Consider the following 18,101-nt stretch of genomic DNA (forward strand, 5'->3'; position numbering starts at 1 on the left):
GCACGGGCGGGCTAGAAGGAGGTGCCGAAGCCGTCGGCGGCGGATCCGCTGCCATCGGTTCCGGCGGAACCCGTCCCGCCGGGGCCGCCCTTGCGCAGGGAGTCCAGGTCGGCCTTGATCGTGTTGACCGGGATGGCGAAGCCGAGGCCGACGCTGCCGGCCGTGGCGCTGCTGGAGGAGGGGGAGTAGATCGCGGAGGGCATGCCCACGATCTCGCCGTTCATGTTGACCAGGGCGCCGCCGGAGTTGCCGGGGTTGAGGGAGGCGTCGGTCTGGAGGGCCTTGTACGAGGTGGTGTCCGAGCCGGTGTCCCCGTTGAACTGCCGGCCGCCGAAGGAGAAGGGCCAGCCGCCGTCGTCCTGCTGCCGGTTCTGCGGGGACCGCTGCTCCGACTTCGGGACCTTCACCTCGCGGTTCAGCGCGGAGACGATGCCGCTGGTGACGGTGCCGGTGAGGCCGTCGGGGGAGCCGATGGCGACGACCTGGTCGCCGACCTTGACGCCGCCGGAGTCGCCGAGCTTGGCGGGCTTGAGGCCGGTGGCGCCCTGGAGCTTGATCAGGGCCAGGTCCTTGTCGGGGTCGGTGCCGACGAGGGTGGCCTTGTACGTCTTGCCGTCGCTCATCGTCACCTGGATCTCGGCGGCGCCGCTGACGACGTGGTTGTTGGTGACGATCTCGCCGTCGGCGGTGATGACGATGCCGGAGCCGGTGCCCTGGCCGGACGCGGTGCGCGTGTCGATGCGGACGACCGAGGGGCTGACCTGTTCGGCGACGCCCGTGACGGTGCCGGTGTAGGACTGCGAGACGTTGGTGCCGTTGACGCCGCCGGCGCCGCCGGTCTGCCGGTCCATCAGCTGCTGGACGGCGGCCGCCGTGCCGCCGCCGACCAGGGCCGCGGCGAGTGCGACGGCGATCAGCAGGGTGGCGGGGCGCTTGGCGCGGGGGGCGGGATTGGCGGCGTGGGCGGGCCGGCCGTGGCCGCCGCCGTTGCCTCCGACGGCTTCGCCTGCGGGGACCGTCTCGCCGCGGATGACCGGGGGCTGGTGGGCCTCGTGCCAGCCGGGGGCGGCGGGCGGGTACACGGGCGGCGGGGGGTACGCCCCGGCCGGGGTGGGGCGGTCCTGGGGGTACTCGCCGTCGCGGCGGAAGCTGTCGGTCATGACCACGACTCTGATGGCCGATCATGAGAGCTTCCTGAGCCTGGCCTGAGAAGCCCGACAGAACCTCGTATGCCCGGTGTAAGGCCGTATTGCGGCTGCCGCGCCGCGTTCGGGGGCCGGCCCCAGACCCCGCTCCTCAAACGCTGGAGGGGCTGAATTTGCCTGCGGCGCAGTGGCGAAACCCGCGGGCCGGAGCCCCGGATCTTTCAGCCTCGCCGGCGATTGAGGCGCGGGGTCTGGGGCGGAGCCCCCGGAACGGCGGGCCGCAGGCAGGGTCGGGGCTCGGCCCCCACCCGGCTGCGGGCCCGCGCCGGCGTCAGCAGCAGCCGCAGGAGCGCCGGATCACCAGCGCCGACGGGAACTGCTTCAGGCGCTCGCGACGGGAGCCGACCACCCGGAGGGAGTCGTCCAGGACGAGGTCCACCGCCGCGCGGGCCATCGCCGGACGGTCCGAGGCGATGGTCGTCAGGGGCGGGTCCGTCAGGGCCGCTTCCTTGACGTCGTCGAAGCCCGCCACGGCCAGTTCCCCGGGCACGTCGATCCGCAGCTCCCGCGCCGCGCGCAGCAGCCCGATCGCCTGGTCGTCCGTGGCGCAGAAGATGGCCGGCGGACGGTCCGGCCCCGACAGGACCTCCAGGGCCACCCGGTACGCGTCGTAGCGGTTGTACGGGGCCTGGAAGAGCCGTCCCTCGATCGAGCGGCCGGATTCCAGCATGGCCCGCCGCCAGCCCTCGACGTGGTCGGCGACCGGGTCGCCCACCTCCGGGGTGGTCTCCACGCCGCCGAGGCAGGCCACGTACTCGTGCCCGTGCTCCAGCAGGTGCCGGGTGGCGAGCTGGGCGCCGCCGATGTCGTCCGTGACGACGGCGACGTCGTCGATCGCCTCCGGGCGCTCGTGCAGCAGCACCACACGGGCGTCCCAGGCCTCGATCTCGCTGGCCGCCTGCTCGCTCATGCCCTGGCTGACCAGGATCAGGCCGGAGACCCGCATCCCGAGGAAGGCCCGCAGGTAGTGGACCTCGCGCTCGGTGCGGTAGTCGGAGTTGCCGACCAGCACCATCTTCCCGCGCTCGGCGGCGGCCTGTTCGACCGCGTGCGCCATCTCCGCGAAGAACGGCTGACGGGCGTCCGGGACGATCATGCCTATGAGGTCGGTGCGCCGCGACGCCATCGCCTGGGCGACCCGGTCCGGGCGGTAGCCCAGATCCTTGATCGCGGCGAGGACACGCTCGCGCGTGGCCGGGGCAACCGGCCGGGGTCCGTTGTTGATGACGTAGCTCACGACGGCGGTAGAGGTACCCGCAAGTCGCGCCACGTCATCCCGCGTCACCTTGGCCACGCGCGGCAGTCTACGCGGGGTGACTTACCTCTGGGCAGGCCGTCCTGCGGAGTGGATGCTCACAGTCTCTTCCGCCGATCGGGTGACGGCGGCGGCCTCCTGCGCGGCAGTCTGCGCGGAGGCCTGGGCCGCCGCCTGGGCCTGGGCCTCCGCCTGGGCCTTGGCCTCCGCCGCCGCCGCGGCCCGCTCGACCTTCTCCGGCGTGACGAAGCGGTAGCCGACGTTGCGGACCGTGCCGATCAGCGACTCGTGCTCGGGGCCGAGCTTGGCGCGCAGCCGCCGTACGTGGACGTCGACCGTCCGGGTGCCGCCGAAGTAGTCGTAGCCCCAGACCTCCTGCAGCAGCTGGGCGCGGGTGAAGACCCGGCCCGGGTGCTGCGCGAGGTACTTGAGCAGCTCGAACTCCTTGAAGGTGAGGTCCAGCACCCGCCCCTTGAGCTTCGCGGAGTACGTGGCCTCGTCCACCGAGAGATCGCCGTTGCGGATCTCCATCGGGGAATCGTCCGAGCCCAGCTGCTGACGGCCCGTGGCGAGCCGCAGCCGCGCCTCGACCTCGGCGGGGCCGGCGGTGTCCAGGAGGACGTCGTCGATGCCCCAGTCGGCGGTGACGGCCGCCAGGCCGCCCTCGGTGACGACGAGGATCAGCGGACAGCCGGGTCCGGTGGAGCGGAGCAGCTGGCACAGCGACCGCACCTGGGGCAGGTCGCGGCGCCCGTCCACGAGGATGACGTCGGCACCCGGGGTGTCCACGAGGGCCGGGCCCTCGGCCGGCGCCACCCGGACGTTGTGCAGCAGCAGGCCGAGCGCGGGCAGCACCTCGGTGGAGGGCTGCAGGGCGTTGGTGAGCAGCAGGAGTGAGCTCATGACCGGCCACCTGCCCGGTTCGGGCGGTGGTGCACGGATCGCTGGTCCATCACGTCGGTTCCTCCTCGGTCCCGTCGAGGACGTGCGCGGTACTGCTTCGTACGGCTTGCCTGGTGCCCTTGCGATCCCCGCGCCCTGGGGCCCGCATGGGTACCACTGTTCTCGGTTCGTTCAACGCGCTGAAAGCACAAAAGGACCCGGGGGCAACGTTGCCCGGATCCTCTCGCCAAGCAGAATAGCCCACCCGCGCTTTCGCGGCCGAGGCTCTTCCGTTTCCTCTTCTGTGGTTCGTACCACGCTCCTGCCCTGCGTATGCCCCGTTTTCACCGGATCGGCGGGCCGCCGAGCGGGACGGGCGGACCGAGCGGGCGCACACCCGGCGCGTCGAGGCACGCCGGGGTGAGCGGTGGGAGGGGCCATCATGGAGGCCGACGGTAGAGAGCCGACGATAGGAGCTGCAGTGGCAACCGGAACCATCCGCTACTGGGCGGCGGCCAAGGCCGCGGCCAAGAGGGCGGAGGAGCCGTACTCGGCGCGCACCCTGGCCGAGGCGCTCGACGCCGTGCGGGAACGCCACCCCGGGGAGCTGACCCGGGTCCTGCTGCGCTGCTCCTTCCTCGTGAACGACGAGCCTGTGGGCAAGCGCCCGCACGATGCCGTCCTGCTGACCGAGGGGGGCACCGTCGAGGTGCTCCCGCCGTTCGCGGGCGGGTGAGCGGGAGCCCATGAGTACCCCCGAGGAACAGCAGCGACTGCAGCGTCAGCAGTACTACGCGCAGCAACAGGAACAGCAGCAGCAGGAGCAGCAGGGCCGGCCGGAACAGCAGGATCCGTACGGGACCCAGACCTGGCAGTCCGACACCTGGGACACCAGCCACATGCCGCTACAGCGGCCGCTGGGCGCGGTGCCGGGGCAGGCGGTGGCGCCCGAGGGCTGGTACCGCGACGAGGTCCCCGCCCCGGCTCCGGCCGGTGGTACGGGTGTGCCCTGGCCCGACGGCTCCGGCCAGGTGCCCGCCGAGCCCTACGCGCCGTACTCCTACCCGGCGCCGGTCGAGGAGGCCGGGTACCTGCCGCCGGCACCGGGCCCCGCGCAGCAGGCCGTGGCGCCCGAGGGCTGGTTCCGGGACGAGGTCCAGGCACCGGCTCCCGCACCCGCACCCGCTCCCGCTCCGGCTCCCGTCCAGGACTGGTCCCAGGGCGTCCCGGGCGCGGGGATGCCCGCCGCTGCCGCGGAGACGGCGTACCTGCCGCCCTACCCGGGCCCCGCCCAGCAGTCGGCTCCGGCCGAGGAGACCGCCTACCTGCCGCCGTACCCCGGTCCGGCGCAGCAGCCGGCCGCCCCGGAGGGCTGGTTCCGCGACGAGGTCCAGGCACCGGCTCCGGCTCCGGCTCCCGTCCAGGACTGGTCCCAGGGCGGCCAGGGCGGGGCGATGCCCGCCGCGGCCGCAGAGACGGCGTACCTGCCGCCCTACCCCGGCCCCGCCGGGCAGTCCGCCCCGGCCGCCGAGACGGCCTACCTGCCGCCGGTGCCCGGCCCCGGGCAGGAGGCCGCCGCCGAGCAGACCGCGTACCTCCCGCCGCAGGCAGCCGCACCGGCCGCACCGGCCGCCCCCGAAGCCCCCGTGGCCCCGGCCGCCGCCGAAGCGCCGGAGGCCACCGCCTGGTCCCCGCCCACCCTCGCCGGGAACACCCTGCGCGCCGTCGACCCGGCCCAGGCCCGTGCCGAAGGCCGGTCGCCGATCATCGACCCCGGCCCGCAGTCGGCCATACTGACCGCCGTCCTCGGCCTGCTGCTCGCCGCGGCCGCCGTCCTCGGGCAGTTCGCGCTGCTCGTGCCGCTGATCGCCCTGCAGGGGCTCACCGCGGCCGGCTGGTTCCGCCTCAACGGCATGTGGCCGGCCCGCCAGGGCATCGCCCTCGCCTTCGCCGGAGCCGTGGTCGCCGACGTGGCCGTGCTCGCGGTGGACTCCACGCACGGTCCCGGCGCGATCGTCGGCACCCTCGGCGCCTGGGTGCTGCTCACCCTCGTGCTCCAGCTGCGGAGCCACGCCGACCCCGACGAGCGGATGTACGGGCTGATGGCCTCGGTGGCTTCGGCCGCCCTCGCCATCGTCTGCGCCGGCTACCTGGCGGCCGATTCCGCGGCCGTCACGGTCGGCGCGGCCGCCGTCGCGGTCGCCGTCTTCGCCCGCGCGCTGCCGCTGCCCACCGCTCCCTCGGTCGGCGTCTCGCTGGCCGCGGCGGCCGGTGCGGGCATCGCGGTCGGCGGGCTGACCTCCGTCGGGGTGGGCGGGGCGCTGCTCGGCCTGGTCGCCGGCGTGTGCGCGCTGATCGGGCTGCGCGTGGCGGCGTATGACTACCCGTCGAAGTTCGTGCACATGACGGCCGGTGTCGCGCTGCCGCTCGCGGTCGCCGCTCCCGCCGTGTACCTGATCGGCCGGGTGGTGGGCTGACCGGCGCGCACGCCATGGCACGGGCGCGCGGACGCCATGGGACGGACGCGGATGTCATGGGGCGGGCGCTGACGGCTTCCTGACGGCCCGACATGGTCCACTAGAACGCACGTACCAACTAGTAGGGGGAGGGGCACGTGCGTGCTCTGCGCGTCATCGTGATCATCGGAGTGGTGCTGGGCGCCCTGTTCGCGGGCCTGGACCGCTGGGCGGTCGGCTACGTCGAGAACCGGCTGGCCGACCGGATACAGGCCCGGCAGGGCCTGGCCGGCACCTCGGAGGTGGAGATCCGCGGATTCCCCTTCCTGACCCAGGCGCTCAGCCACGACCTGGACCGGATCGACCTGAAACTGCGGGGCGTCGAGGTCACCGCCGAGGGCCGCAAGACGCGGCTCTCGGAGCTCGACGCGAGCTTCCACGGCGTGAAGCTCGACGGCGACTACAGCGGCGGCACCGCCGAGCGCGCCGAGGGCACCGGGCTCATCACGTACGCGGACCTGACCGCGGCCTCGCAGACGGGCGCGACCCTCTCCTACGGCGGGGCGCCCGGCAAGGTGAAGGTCACCGCGGCGGTGGACGTCCTCGGCAAGACCCTGACGCGCAGCGTGGTGTCGACCGTCACTCTGGAGGACGCGAAGGACGGGAAGGGCGGCAAGATCGTCCGGGTGCGCGCCGACGAGGTGCCGGGCGAGGGGATACCCGGCGTCGAGAAGCTGATCCGCAAGAAGACGGACTTCGACCGCAATCTGGAGAGCGGCCTGCCGGCCGGGCTCCACCTCTCGGCCCTGACCTCGGACGAAGCCGGTGTGCACCTCACGCTGGGCGGCTCGAACGTGGTGGTGGCCGGATCGTGAGACGGCGGGGTCCGATCCGCAGAAGGACGGGCCGCGCGGCGGGTCCCGGGGCGGTCGCGAGGGCCGTCCGGGGCATTCGCATACCAGCATTCGGACGATCCTGTCTCGACATATGACACACCGGTGACAGGGCGGCTGATTCGTCCCTACGATCCATGGCTATGAAGCATCAGCAGGCGGACCTCACGAAGCGACGGGCAGTTGACCTGTGTCGCGTCGCCGCCATGCTCTGTCGATCCATGTGACCTGTGAGCGCATCCGCTCCATCAGCCGGACGACGGCCCCACGGCCCTTCCCGCGTGACCGCACCCGCCTCCTGAGCCCCTGACGCCTCCCCGCGCAGGACCTCGAGCGCACCTGCAGGCACGCAGCCATCGCGCCACCAGCACAGCCCCGCCGCACACTGCCCCGGAGGAGAACACCATGAGCCGCAGCGACGTCCTCGTAGACGCCGACTGGGTCGAGGCCCACCTGAACGACGCCAATGTCGTCATCGTCGAGGTGGACGAGGACACGTCCGCGTACGACAAGAACCACATCACCAACGCCGTCCGGATCGACTGGAAGACCGACCTCCAGGACCCGGTCCGCCGTGACTTCGTGGACCAGGAGGGCTTCGAGAAGCTCCTCTCCGCCAAGGGCATCTCCAACGACGACACGGTCGTCCTCTACGGCGGCAACAACAACTGGTTCGCTTCCTACGCCTACTGGTACTTCAAGCTCTACGGCCACCAGGACGTGAAGCTCCTCGACGGCGGCCGCAAGAAGTGGGAGCTCGACTCCCGCGACCTGGTCGACGGCAAGGACGTCCCGAACCGCCCGGCCACCGAGTACAAGGCCAAGGCCCAGGACACCTCGATCCGCGCCTTCCGCGACGACGTCGTGGCCGCGATCGGCTCCCTGAACCTGGTCGACGTCCGCTCGCCCGACGAGTTCTCGGGCAAGCTGCTCGCCCCGGCGCACCTTCCGCAGGAGCAGTCGCAGCGCCCCGGCCACGTGCCGAGCGCCCGCAACATCCCGTGGTCGAAGAACGCCAACGACGACGGCACCTTCAAGTCGGATGATGAGCTGACCGCCCTCTACGAGGCGGAGCAGGTCGACCTGGCGAAGGACACCATCGCCTACTGCCGCATCGGTGAGCGCTCCGCGCTCACGTGGTTCGTCCTGCACGAGCTCCTGGGCCAGGAGAACGTCAAGAACTACGACGGCTCGTGGACCGAGTACGGCTCGCTCGTCGGCGTGCCGATCGAGCTCGGCGCCAACAAGTAATCCCGGGCACGCGACGCCCCGTAGAACGACCTCTCTAGGACAGGACAGAGAACATGTGTGGAGCACAGATCGGCGGGCCCGACCTCGCGACGCTCAAGCCCGGTGAGACCGCGATCCAGGGTCAGGTGACCAAGGACGGCGAGCCCATCAGCGGTTACGTGCGGCTGCTGGACTCGACCGGCGAGTTCACCGCCGAGGTCCCGACCTCGGCGACCGGCCAGTTCCGCTTCTACGCCGCCACCGGCTCCTGGACGCTGCGGGCGCTCGTCCCGGGTGCCCAGGCGGACCGCGCCGTCGTGGTCGCCGAGGCCGGCGGCGTGACGGACGTGGCGATCGCGGTCTGAGCACCGCACGTGTGATCGCCTGATTGATCGGCCGAAGGGCCGCACCCCCGGGGGTTGGACGCCACTGGAACGGGGTGCGGCCCTTCGTGCCGTCCGCCTTGTGCCGGCGGGACCCCGCTCTACGCTGGAAGCATGTACGCCCGGCGCCGACGCGCCTACTTCCTGCTCATGGGCGGATGCCTGGTCCTTTTCATCTCCGCCTGGTCCTTCGTGCGCCTGCTGTCGGTGGAGGCGGCGGTGGCCATGTGCGTGGTCGCCATGGTCATCCCGCCGGTCGCCGCGATGATCGCCAACCGGCGCGGCCCGGACGACCGCTGGTGGGACGACCCCTCGGGTGACCCGAAGTCCGACGAGTGGTGGGACGAACTGGACGGAAAGCGGCGCCATGACGAGTGAAACGCGCTGCGAGATAAGAATGTAATAAGCATTCATACAACTGCTCCACCCGGGGGCGGGTCATGGGTACGCGCGGGTAACCGAACCTGCGCCTCCAGTCCTGCGGGGGCCCTCTTGGAACATGAACAGACCATCCCTGAGCAGCGGAAAGAGGGGGAGGCCGGGGCAGATCTGCATGTTCCGGATGCTCCGGAATCCTCGGACGCCCCGGGTGCACCGGTCGCTCCGGCCCCGCGGCCCCGCCGGGGCCGCGGCCGTACGACGATCCTGATCGCGGGCGCGGCCGTGCTCGGCGTGCTCGCCGGGACGGTCACCGGCTACGCCGTCCAGTACCACCGCGAGCCCACGCCCCTGGCGCCGCTGGCCCAGCAGGACGTCAAGGGCCCGAAGCCGCTGGCGATCAATGACACGACGACCCTGCGCTCGATCAACGCGAACCGCTGGCACAAGGCGGACGAGGACCTCGTCAAGAAGCTGGTGGAGGTCCCCGGCGGCGCCCAGAACGTCTTCTCGGGCCCGCAGTCTCCGGACGAGTTCTCCATCGGTCACTTCGAGCACCCGTCCGGTGGGGTCGGCGGCCTCATCGCCGACGACGTCAGGCGGATCGCCGCCGTTCACTGGTCCGTGGGCGACCGGGACTTCGTCGAGATCACACTGCTCCAGTTCCGGGACCGCAGCGGGGCCGAAGGCTTCCAGTCGGGTGTGAACCAGTACATGCCGACGAAGAAGTACGCGGGCAACAACGGCCGGGAGGTTCCCGGCGTTCCCGAGGACTTCGGCCAGCTGTGGATCGACTCCAAAGCCGACGAGGAGCCCGGCTACCACCCGATCCGCATGGGCACCGCGATCGTCCGCCGCGGCGACATCGTCATGCACCTCCAGTACACGAACAACCGCGGCAAGGTCGACGAGAACGTCGTCGCCGAGCTGGCCAAGCGACAGATGGAGCGGCTGTGAGCGAGCGGCAGAACGTGACCGACGCCGTCGAGGACAGCGCGCCCGAGCCGGCCGTGCCCGCGGAGCAGTCCGCACCAGAGCCCGTCGCGCCCGAGGCCGTGGCGCCGGAGCCGGTCGCGCCGGAGCCCGTGGCGGCGGAGCCGGTCGCGCCCGAGGCCGTCGTGGCCCCGGCCGTCGCGCCCGAGGCCGTGGTGCCGGAGCCGGTCGCGCCCGAGGCCGTGGCGCCGGAGGCCGTCGTGGCCGTGCCCCTCCAAGAGGCCGCGCCCGCGCGCAAGGCGAACCGCAGGACCGTCCGGCTGGTGGCGGCCGCCGTGGGCGCCGTCGTCCTCGCGGGCGGCGGCCTGTGGGCCGCGGCCGCACTCGGCGATGCCGACCGGACCGCGCCCACCCGCTACTGGCTGGCCGCGGACGCACCCCTCGCCGAGCCGGGCGAGGTGCCGTCCGTACCGGCCAACGAACTCCAGGGCAAGCTGCTGCCGCTCCCCAAGAACTACTGGCTCGGCCCCGACATCGACGCCGAGGGCAACAACTACTTCATCTCGGGCGAGCGGGCGCTGCAGATCGCCAAGGAGGACCGCACGGGTCTCTCCGGCAGCGAGCGCGCGGAGCGCGACAAGGCCCTCGCCGGCCTGAAGCTCAAGGGAGTGGCCGGACGCAGCTACACCACGCGCCACGGCGCCGGTGCGTCGGTGGTCGAGATCCAGCTCATGCAGGCGGATCCCCAGCAGCTCGCCCAGTTCGGCGAGTTCGCCAAGAAGATCCTCTCGCTCGTCGACGCCGACGGGAAGGCGCCCAAGGTGGACGGCTTCCCGGACGCCAAGTGCATGCTGAGCCCCCTCGTCCGGGAGAAGGACGAGAAGATCGACGCCCTCGACTGCCTGGCCGTCCAGGGCGACGTGCTGGTGAGCTTCCGGGTGTACGGGTCCGGGGACTTCCTGCCCAATGACGCAGCGGCCCTGTTCAAGGAACAGCTGAACCACCTCAAGTCCCCCGGAGAGTCCGCGTGAGCGAGCAGAACACCATCGACGCGACCCCCGAGGCCCCGGCCGCGGCCGGGGCGGCGGTCGAGGACGCGCCGGCGCCCGGTCCTTGGGCGGCCCCGGAGGCCCCGCCCAAGGACCGGCGCCGACTGTTCGCCGCCCTGCGGTGGACCGCCGCCGTCGCCGTCTTCGCCGTCGTCGGCGCGGGCGTCGCGTACGGGATCACCCGGCCCGAGCGCACCGACATCCCCGGCCTGTCCACCGAGAGCGACGGCCGCTGGACGTTCCCGGTGCTCTCCAAGCCCGCGCTGCCCGCGGGCGCCCCCCTTCCCCAGGGCCCGGACAACAAGGACGAGACGCACTACGCGGTGCTCTCCGGCCTGCTCCTGCCCGCCCCCGAGGGCGCGAAGACCGACGACGCGTTCAAGGTGGACAAGGGCGGGGTGGTGTCGGTCGACGCCTTCCTGGAGGAGTACACCCCCGAGGCCCGCGAGAAGCTGAAGCAGCAGCTCGAATGGGACGGGCTGCGCCAGATCACCGGCCGCGGCTGGACCATGGCGGACGGCACGCGTACCCACGTGTACCTGCTGCGCTTCCACGCGTCGGGCTTCGTGGACGCCTTCAAGGGCTGCACGTTCAACGCCCCGCTGGACGGCGTCTCGGCCCTGGACCTGGACGACGTCTGGAACAAGACCAAGAACACGCAGGCCAGCAGCCTCCCGATGGGATTCCCGGGGTCGGGCGTGATCGGCGAGCGCGAGGTCATCGTGTACCAGGAGGTCCCGCCCGTCCTCGGCGACGAGCAGACCAAGCTCGGCTGCCTCCAGGCGGGTGACGTCCTGGGCATGGTCGTCCAGACCCGCAAGGGCGAGGTGGCCCCCGTCCCCTTCCACCAGACCGTGCTGCTGCAGGGCCAGCTCCTGAGCTGACCACCGGGTCGGGCCCCGAGGCCCGACCCGGTGGCCCGGCCCCGGCCGGCCGCCGGGGCGACCGGTACGGCCCACCTCGCACAGTGCGCCGGTCCCCGGGCCAGTAGGCTTGGGGACCGGCCCCGTACAGCCCCGAAACGATTCCGAGGAGCACCCCGTGCTTGAGGCAGTCTTCACCTCCCTGCTGGTCCTGGTCTGCGTCGGCGTCATGGCCTTCACCGGCCTGGCCGTCAAGAAGCTGTACCAGGGTCAGCGCTGAGCCAGCGCCCAGCAGACCGCCCCGGAACCCCTCCCACAGATCGCCTGAGCATCCATTCATGATCCAGATCCCGTCCGACCTGAACCCGGGCCTCGTCCCCCTCGCCTTCCTCCTCGGCAACTGGGAGGGTGCGGGAGTCTTTGACTTCCCCGGCGAGGAGAAGTGCAACTTCGGCCAGGAGGTCGTCTTCAGCCACGACGGCCGGGACTTCCTGGAGTACACCTCCCACACGTGGGTCCTCGACGCCGAGGGCAACAAGGTGCGCCCGCTGGAGTCCGAGTCGGGTTACTGGCGCATCGACAAGGACCGCAAGGTCGAGATCGTCATGGTCCGCGACCAGGGCGTCGTCGAGGTCTGGTACGGCGAGCTCGCCGACCAGAAGCCCCAGATCGACCTGGTCACCGACGCGGTCGCCCGCACCGCGGCCTCCGGGCCGTACAGCGGCGGCAAGCGGCTCTACGGATACGTGAAGAGCGACCTCATGTGGGTCGGCGAGAAGGCCACCCCGGACGTCGAGCTGCGTCCGTACATGTCGGCCCAGCTCAAGAAGGTCGTCACGCCCGAGGAGGTCGCGGAGATGGCGCGCAACCTCCCGGACATGCCGGACGACGGCATCGCCTTCTTCCGCTGACCGATCCGTCCACAGGCTGTGCAGAAGGGGACCGCGGGGCCGACCCGCGGTCCCCTTCGCGCGCTTACACTGGCCGGGTGGTGAGCACCGAGAGCAGCGAAGGCACCGACTGGAAGGCCGATCTGCGGCAGCGCGGCTACCGGCTGACCCCGCAGCGCCAGCTCGTGCTGGAAGCGGTCGACACCCTGGAGCACGCCACCCCGGACGAGATCCTCGCCCAGGTGCGCAAGACCGCCTCCGGGGTCAACATCTCCACCGTCTACCGGACGCTGGAGCTCCTGGAGGAGCTCGGCCTCGTCTCGCACGCCCACCTCGGGCACGGGGCCCCGACCTACCACCTCGCCGACCGGCACCACCACATGCACCTGGTGTGCCGCGACTGCGCCGACGTGATCGAGGCGGACGTGGACGTCGCCGCCGAGTTCACGGCGAAGCTCCGCGGCACTTTCGGCTTCGAGACCGACATGAAGCACTTCGCGATCTTCGGGCTGTGCCGCAAGTGTGCGGCGAAACAGCGTGCCGGTCAGGCGTAGCCGGGTCGTACGCTTGGTCCCATGACCAGCAGCCCCTTGCTCCATCTCCCCGGCGCCGTGCAGGCCGAAGGCCGCGACGAGGGCGTCGCCGCCCACTACGGCGAGCTGTACGGCGAACAGCGCACGCTCGCCGACGGGCGCGGCTTCGTCGACCTCTCGCACCGCGGAGTCGTCACCGTCTCCGGGCCCGAGCGGCTCAGCTGGCTGCACCTCCTGCTCACCCAGCACCTCACCGAGCTGCCGGCCGGCCAGGCCACCGAGGCGCTGATCCTCTCCGCGAACGGCCACATCGAACACGCGCTCTACCTCGTCGACGACGGCGAGACCACCTGGGCGCACGTGGAGCCCGGCACCCAGGGGGAGCTGATCGCCTACCTGGAGTCGATGAAGTTCTTCTACCGCGTCGAAGTCGCCGACCGCACCGAGGAGTTCGCGGTGGTGCACCTGCCGGCCGGCTCCATCGCCGAGGTCGCCAAGGAGCACGTCGTACGGGAGACCGCGCACGGCCGCGACGTCTTCCTGCCCCGCGCCGAGCTGGAGTCCTTCGCCGCCTCGCACGGCCCGGCCGCCGGCCTCCTCGCCTACGAGGCCCTGCGCGTCGAGGCGCACCTGCCGCGGCTCGGCCTGGAGACCGACCACCGCACCATCCCGCACGAGCTGGGCTGGATCGGCACCGCCGTGCACCTGCAGAAGGGCTGCTACCGCGGCCAGGAGACGGTGGCCCGCGTCCACAACCTGGGCAAGCCCCCGCGCCGCCTGGTCTTCCTGCACCTGGACGGCTCGGAGGTGCTGCTCCCGGCGCACGGCGCCCCGGTGCGGCTCGCCGCGGACGGGGAGGAGGGCCGCCAGCTGGGCTTCGTGACCACCGCCGTCCGCCACCACGAGCTGGGCCCGATCGCCCTCGCGCTGGTCAAGCGGAACGTGCCGGTCGACGCGCCGCTGCTGGCCGGGACGACGGCCGCCGCGCAGGAGGTCGTCGTAGCGCCTTGAGGCCGCCGCCCGTCCCGGCGGATCACGGCCGGGACGGCAGGGTCGCGCCCTGATGGCCCTGATGGCCCTGATGGCCCCGGCCGCCCGGGCCGCCTTCGTCGGTGCAGGCCGGGGGCAGGAGGGCGTGCAGGGTGCGGGTTCCCGGGAGCGGGCTCAGGCCGTGGGGGCGCCACGCGCGCGCGGGCGAACGCCGGAGGCGGTGCGCCGCCGGCCGTCAGCAGCACCACCGGCCGGCCGCAGGCCATCGCCCGGAGCCCGGCGGCGTCGATGCTGCCGTCGTGGCCGCCGACCTGCCGCGAGGAGCAGCCGAGCGCGTAGGCCACGCGGACCGCCTCGTGGCCGCTGACCGTGCAGGGCGGGTGGACGCCGCGGCGGTGCAGCTCCGCGGCGGTGCGCGCGTACGCCGTGCGCAGGTCCCGGTAGCGGTCCGCCGCCCGGTGGAGCACCGCGTACTGGACGGCCAGGTGCCCGGCCAGGGCGACGGCGAGGACGGCCACGGCGGGCCGGCGCCAGGTCCGGGCCGCGTGTACGAGGGCCTGCGCCGCGGGCAGCGCGAGCAGCGCGTACGCCGGCAGCAGGAAGCGGGGCGCCGCGTATCCGATGAGGAACAGGTACGGCACGGAGACGGACACGGCCGCCGCGGTGGCCAGCACCAGCGGCCGGCGGCGGCCGCGCGCGACGGCGATCCCGGCCGCGACGGCCACCGGCAGCGCGAACCACCACAGGGCCAGCTCGGGCCGCCCCCACGCCACGTCGCTGCACGGGCGGCACAGCGTACGGCCGGACAGGGCCCGCAGCTGGGCGCCGAACGCGAACTGCCCGCCGAAGCCGCCCTGGATCTCCCCGGCCCGGTGCAGCCGGGCCGCGAGCCCGCCGTAGCGCAGGTACGCCTCCACCACCCACGGCAGCGCGCCCAGCCCGACCCCCGCGGCGAGCGGAACCAGCCGGACCGGGGCGCGGGCGGCGAGAGCGGCCACCGCGAGGGGCAGGGCCAGCCAGAGCGCGTCGGAGGGGCGCATGAGGGCGACCAGCGCCAGGGCGGCGGCGAGGCCCGCGTGCGCGCGGCGCGAGGGCGGCAGCAGGAAGCAGGCGACCGCCACGACGGCCCCGTAGGCCACCCACAGGTTGGGCATGGCCTGCGAGCCGTAGAGCAGGGTGATCCACAGGCTCGCGAACAGCCCGGCCGCCATCACCACGACCGCGGGCCGCAGGATCGTCAGCCAGACCCGGAACGACCCGAAGAGCGCACCCCCGGAGAGCAGTGCGAACCACACCCGCAGGTTGACCGGGTCCTGGCCGAGCGCGGCGGCGGGGGCGGCCAGGAAGGTGATGCCGCGGGCGCGCGGGGCGCTGAAGAAGGCGGCCGGCACGTACGGGCTGACCTGGCTGGCGTAGACGGCCTCGTCCCACCCGATACCGGACCCGGGGACCACGAGCAGCAACTGCACCGCCGTGAAGAGGCCGGCCACCACGGCGAGAGCACGCGTTCCGGAAGCCATGCGCCCACGCTGCCCCACGCGACCCCGTCGCCGCGCCGACGGCACCGGCGGCGCGACGACACGTCCCGCGCGCGGAGCAACAGGGGACGGGGACAGGACGGGGGAGCGGAGCCGCTAGACGTCGATGACGATGGTGAACGGACCGTGGTTGGTCAGCGAGACCCGCATGTCCGCCCCGAACCGGCCCGTCGCCACCGTCGCACCCAGCGCCCGCAGCTGCGCGACCACCTCGTCGACCAGCGGCTCGGCCACCGGGCCGGGCGCCGCCGCGTTCCACGTGGGACGCCGGCCCTTGCGGGCGTCGCCGTAGAGCGTGAACTGCGAGATCACCAGCAGCGGTGCGCCGTTGTCGCTGCAGGACTTCTCGCCCTCCAGGATCCGCACGGACCACAGCTTGCGCGCCAGCACCGCGGCCTTCTCCGGCGTGTCGTCGTGGGTCACCCCCACCAGCACGCACAGCCCTTCGCCGACGATCTCTCCGACGGTCTCGCCACCCACGACGACGCTCGCGCCGTCCACCCTCTGCACCACTGCTCGCATACCACCTGTGTACCAGCCGTGCACCCGTCCGGGGCCGATCGGGTGGAGTGGGACTGCACGGGGGCCACGGAGAGTGGCACCATGCACGCAGGCGGTGCGGGTGCGCCGCACCGGTCGAGGGGACGGACTCGTTCGTATGAATACTTCTGGTACCTCCGTACCTGCATCACCCGCTTCCGTCGCAGCTGCCGCGGTACGACCGCCCGCGCAGCGCACGGCCGAGACGCAGGGGGCGACGACCGCGACCACCGCGCTCGGGCTGCCGGAGCTGCGGGCGCTGCGCCGGGACGCGCAGCGCGACGAGGCCGATCTGAGCTATGTGCGCAGACTGCTCCAGGGCCGCATCGACATCCTGCGAGCCGAACTCGCCCGGCGGACCGACCCCGAGGCGCCGGTGGTGGACCGGCTCTCGGTGATCCTCGCCGACGCGCCCTCCAGCCGCAGCGCCTCCGCCCGGCACGTCACGCTCGGCACCCCGCACAGCGAGCAGTACCGGCTGCTGGCGGCGGAGATGCTGTCCGATGTGGAGCTCTCGGACCTGGGCGCGCGCACGGACGGCGAACTGCACGACGGGATGGGGCGCCTGGTGCGGTACGAGCAGCAGGTCTCGCGGCAGCGGCAGCAGCTGCAGCGCACGGTGGACGAGTGCAGTGCGGAGATCACCCGGCGGTACCGGGAGGGCGAGGCGCAGGTGGACGACCTGCTGGCGTAGGTAATTGGGGCGACCGGGCGCCGGTCGGGCGATTAGCGTGGGCGGCTATGACTGCTGACGTCCGGCCGATCGCCGAATCCGAACTCCCCGACTGGCTACGGGCCATGAACACCGGTTTCCTGACCGCGGCGCCTGTGACCGACTCCGACGTGGCCCAGAAGGCCAAGTACAACGACCTCTCCCGGATCCAGGGCGCGTTCGACTCCGACACCGGCCGTTGCGTGGCCACCTTCCGCTCCTTCGCGCAGGAGCTGACCGTGCCCGGCGGGGCGGTCGTCGGCTCCACCGCGATCTCCAACGTGGGCGTGCTGCCCACCCACCGCCGCCAGGGCCTGCTGACCCGGATGATGGCCGCCGAGTTCGCCGCCGCCCGGGCGCGCGGCGACGTGCTCTCGACGCTGGTCGCCGCCGAGTACCCGATCTACGGGCGGTACGGCTTCGGGCCCGCGACCTTCCTGTCCGAATGGGAGATCGACGTACCGCGCACCGGACTGGACCGGCGGCTGGCGGGTCCCGTGGACGGCGGGCGGATCGATCTGGTGGACGAGGCCGAGGTGCGGCGGGTCGGCCCGGAGCTGCACGAGCGGCTGCGGGCGCGCACGCACGGCATGGTGAACCGGGACGAGCGCTGGTGGAACGTGCTGACCGGCCGGGAGGAGGTCTCGCACCGCCCGTACCGGGAGAAGTTCTTCGCGGTGTACCGCACGGAGGCCGGTGAGGTGGCGGGACTGGTCGCGTACCGGTCCGACGACAACTGGGCGGACGGGAAGGTCCCGCAGAACACCGTGCAGGTCTGGGGCCTGCTGGGGCTCACCCCGCAGGCGGAGCGGGCGCTGTGGCAGTTCCTGTGCTCCATCGACTGGGTGGTGAAGGTCCGCACCGGCTACCGCGCCCCCGACGACCTCGTCCCGCAGCTGCTGCCCGACCCGCGGTCGGCCCGGATCGTCACCTCCGCGGACTTCCTGTGGGTGCGGGTGCTGGACGTCGTACGGGCGCTGGGCGCGCGGACGTACGAGGTGCCCGGGGTGCTCGTCCTGGAGGTCGCGGACGACGCGGGTCCGGCGGCCGGCCGCTACCGGCTGGACGCGGGCGCCGGCACCTGCGAGCGGACCGAGGAGGCGGCCGACCTGCGGCTGGACGCGTCCGCGCTGGGCTCCCTGTACCTCGGCGACGCGTCCGCGGTGCGGCTGGCCGCGCTCGGTCGGGTGGTGGAGGAGCGGCCGGGGGCGGTCGCGCTGGCGGACGCGGTGTTCCGGACCGCGCGCCGTCCCTGGTGCCCGGACATCTTCTGATCCGTCCCGTCGCCGTTCCTGTTGCTGCTCCCGCCGCCGTTCCGGTTCCGGTTCCGGTTCCGGGTCCGGGTCCGGTCACATGCGCGGGCCGCGGTCG

At 72.8% G+C, this 18,101-nt stretch carries 19 protein-coding genes; 15 read left to right on the forward strand and 4 right to left on the reverse strand.

From position 1 onward, the window contains the following. Positions 1–11: 11 nt before the first annotated feature. The 3 genes from OG534_RS19685 to OG534_RS19695 all read right to left on the reverse strand — a co-directional run bounded on the left by OG534_RS19685 (position 12) and on the right by OG534_RS19695 (position 3,363). Positions 12–1,160 (reverse strand): S1C family serine protease, encoded by a 1,149-nt coding sequence (locus tag OG534_RS19685; RefSeq protein WP_326589396.1) that lies wholly within the window; start codon positions 1,158–1,160, stop codon positions 12–14. 316 nt (positions 1,161–1,476) lie between these two features. After that, positions 1,477–2,499 (reverse strand): LacI family DNA-binding transcriptional regulator, encoded by a 1,023-nt coding sequence (locus OG534_RS19690; RefSeq protein ID WP_326589398.1) that lies wholly within the window; start codon positions 2,497–2,499, stop codon positions 1,477–1,479. A 24-nt stretch (positions 2,500–2,523) separates the two neighbouring features. Further along, positions 2,524–3,363, reverse strand: a complete 840-nt coding sequence (locus tag OG534_RS19695; protein ID WP_326589399.1) for a response regulator transcription factor — start codon at positions 3,361–3,363, stop codon at positions 2,524–2,526. A gap of 460 nt (positions 3,364–3,823) precedes the next feature. Between OG534_RS19695 and OG534_RS19700 the strand changes: the two genes are divergently transcribed. The 13 genes from OG534_RS19700 to ygfZ all read left to right on the forward strand — a co-directional run bounded on the left by OG534_RS19700 (position 3,824) and on the right by ygfZ (position 13,961). Then, positions 3,824–4,078, forward strand: coding sequence for a MoaD/ThiS family protein (locus OG534_RS19700; protein WP_326589401.1), 255 nt, complete (start codon positions 3,824–3,826; stop codon positions 4,076–4,078). Positions 4,079–4,580: 502 nt separating this feature from the next. Beyond that, positions 4,581–5,819: a hypothetical protein gene (locus OG534_RS19705; RefSeq protein WP_326593711.1), complete on the forward strand. Its 1,239-nt coding sequence runs from the start codon at positions 4,581–4,583 to the stop codon at positions 5,817–5,819. 137 nt (positions 5,820–5,956) lie between these two features. Next, the gene (locus OG534_RS19710; RefSeq protein WP_326589402.1) at positions 5,957–6,673 is read left to right on the forward strand and encodes an LmeA family phospholipid-binding protein; all 717 of its coding nucleotides are present in this window, start codon (positions 5,957–5,959) and stop codon (positions 6,671–6,673) included. Between the two features lie 161 nt (positions 6,674–6,834). Continuing rightward, the gene (locus OG534_RS38705) at positions 6,835–6,918 is read left to right on the forward strand and encodes a putative leader peptide (RefSeq protein WP_350206375.1); all 84 of its coding nucleotides are present in this window, start codon (positions 6,835–6,837) and stop codon (positions 6,916–6,918) included. A gap of 178 nt (positions 6,919–7,096) precedes the next feature. Then, a complete protein-coding gene (locus OG534_RS19715) occupies positions 7,097–7,942 on the forward strand; it encodes a sulfurtransferase (RefSeq protein ID WP_326589404.1) in 846 nt (281 codons plus the stop codon). A gap of 53 nt (positions 7,943–7,995) precedes the next feature. Further along, positions 7,996–8,286, forward strand: coding sequence for a DUF1416 domain-containing protein (locus OG534_RS19720; protein WP_007265476.1), 291 nt, complete (start codon positions 7,996–7,998; stop codon positions 8,284–8,286). Between the two features lie 132 nt (positions 8,287–8,418). Then, positions 8,419–8,682 carry a DUF3099 domain-containing protein gene (locus OG534_RS19725; RefSeq protein ID WP_326589405.1) on the forward strand — a complete coding sequence of 88 codons (264 nt, stop codon included), beginning with the start codon at positions 8,419–8,421 and terminating at the stop codon, positions 8,680–8,682. A 285-nt stretch (positions 8,683–8,967) separates the two neighbouring features. Then, positions 8,968–9,639 carry a hypothetical protein gene (locus OG534_RS19730; protein WP_326589406.1) on the forward strand — a complete coding sequence of 224 codons (672 nt, stop codon included), beginning with the start codon at positions 8,968–8,970 and terminating at the stop codon, positions 9,637–9,639. After that, complete coding sequence (locus OG534_RS19735) at positions 9,636–10,646, forward strand: hypothetical protein (protein WP_326589407.1); 1,011 nt, start codon at positions 9,636–9,638, stop codon at positions 10,644–10,646. Before OG534_RS19730 ends, OG534_RS19735 begins: the two co-directional genes overlap by 4 nt. Next, positions 10,643–11,548, forward strand: coding sequence for a hypothetical protein (locus tag OG534_RS19740; protein ID WP_326589408.1), 906 nt, complete (start codon positions 10,643–10,645; stop codon positions 11,546–11,548). Before OG534_RS19735 ends, OG534_RS19740 begins: the two co-directional genes overlap by 4 nt. Positions 11,549–11,865: 317 nt before the next feature. After that, positions 11,866–12,438 (forward strand): FABP family protein, encoded by a 573-nt coding sequence (locus tag OG534_RS19745; RefSeq protein ID WP_030659031.1) that lies wholly within the window; start codon positions 11,866–11,868, stop codon positions 12,436–12,438. A gap of 80 nt (positions 12,439–12,518) precedes the next feature. Beyond that, positions 12,519–12,971 (forward strand): Fur family transcriptional regulator, encoded by a 453-nt coding sequence (locus OG534_RS19750; protein ID WP_326589410.1) that lies wholly within the window; start codon positions 12,519–12,521, stop codon positions 12,969–12,971. 21 nt (positions 12,972–12,992) lie between these two features. After that, the gene (ygfZ, locus tag OG534_RS19755; protein WP_326589411.1) at positions 12,993–13,961 is read left to right on the forward strand and encodes a CAF17-like 4Fe-4S cluster assembly/insertion protein YgfZ; all 969 of its coding nucleotides are present in this window, start codon (positions 12,993–12,995) and stop codon (positions 13,959–13,961) included. Between the two features lie 1,613 nt (positions 13,962–15,574). Here ygfZ and dtd read toward each other — a convergent pair. Continuing rightward, positions 15,575–16,000 carry a D-aminoacyl-tRNA deacylase gene (gene dtd / locus OG534_RS19760; RefSeq protein WP_326589412.1) on the reverse strand — a complete coding sequence of 142 codons (426 nt, stop codon included), beginning with the start codon at positions 15,998–16,000 and terminating at the stop codon, positions 15,575–15,577. A 136-nt stretch (positions 16,001–16,136) separates the two neighbouring features. On the opposite strand from dtd, the gene OG534_RS19765 reads away from it, so the two are divergent. Both OG534_RS19765 and OG534_RS19770 read left to right on the forward strand, forming a co-directional pair. Next, positions 16,137–16,712, forward strand: coding sequence for an RsiG family protein (locus tag OG534_RS19765; protein ID WP_326589414.1), 576 nt, complete (start codon positions 16,137–16,139; stop codon positions 16,710–16,712). A 47-nt stretch (positions 16,713–16,759) separates the two neighbouring features. Continuing rightward, complete coding sequence (locus tag OG534_RS19770; RefSeq protein ID WP_326589415.1) at positions 16,760–18,004, forward strand: GNAT family N-acetyltransferase; 1,245 nt, start codon at positions 16,760–16,762, stop codon at positions 18,002–18,004. Positions 18,005–18,101 lie beyond the last annotated feature (97 nt).

The sequence above is a fragment of the Streptomyces sp. NBC_01294 genome, assembly GCF_035917235.1.
In the GTDB taxonomy this organism is placed as follows: Bacteria; Actinomycetota; Actinomycetes; order Streptomycetales; family Streptomycetaceae; genus Streptomyces; species Streptomyces caledonius.

Excerpts from the sequence above, each read along its gene's own strand:
- OG534_RS19685 (WP_326589396.1), bottom strand. The coding sequence starts at position 1,160 with ATGACCGACAGCTTCCGCCGCGACGGCGAGTACCCCCAGGACCGCCCC.
- OG534_RS19695 (WP_326589399.1), bottom strand. The coding sequence starts at position 3,363 with ATGAGCTCACTCCTGCTGCTCACCAACGCCCTGCAGCCCTCCACCGAG.
- OG534_RS19705 (WP_326593711.1), top strand. The coding sequence starts at position 4,581 with ATGCCCGCCGCTGCCGCGGAGACGGCGTACCTGCCGCCCTACCCGGGC.
- OG534_RS38705 (WP_350206375.1), top strand. The coding sequence starts at position 6,835 with ATGAAGCATCAGCAGGCGGACCTCACGAAGCGACGGGCAGTTGACCTG.
- OG534_RS19715 (WP_326589404.1), top strand. The coding sequence starts at position 7,097 with ATGAGCCGCAGCGACGTCCTCGTAGACGCCGACTGGGTCGAGGCCCAC.
- OG534_RS19720 (WP_007265476.1), top strand. The coding sequence starts at position 7,996 with ATGTGTGGAGCACAGATCGGCGGGCCCGACCTCGCGACGCTCAAGCCC.
- OG534_RS19725 (WP_326589405.1), top strand. The coding sequence starts at position 8,419 with ATGTACGCCCGGCGCCGACGCGCCTACTTCCTGCTCATGGGCGGATGC.
- OG534_RS19745 (WP_030659031.1), top strand. The coding sequence starts at position 11,866 with ATGATCCAGATCCCGTCCGACCTGAACCCGGGCCTCGTCCCCCTCGCC.
- ygfZ (WP_326589411.1), top strand. The coding sequence starts at position 12,993 with ATGACCAGCAGCCCCTTGCTCCATCTCCCCGGCGCCGTGCAGGCCGAA.
- dtd (WP_326589412.1), bottom strand. The coding sequence starts at position 16,000 with ATGCGAGCAGTGGTGCAGAGGGTGGACGGCGCGAGCGTCGTCGTGGGT.
- OG534_RS19765 (WP_326589414.1), top strand. The coding sequence starts at position 16,137 with ATGAATACTTCTGGTACCTCCGTACCTGCATCACCCGCTTCCGTCGCA.
- OG534_RS19770 (WP_326589415.1), top strand. The coding sequence starts at position 16,760 with ATGACTGCTGACGTCCGGCCGATCGCCGAATCCGAACTCCCCGACTGG.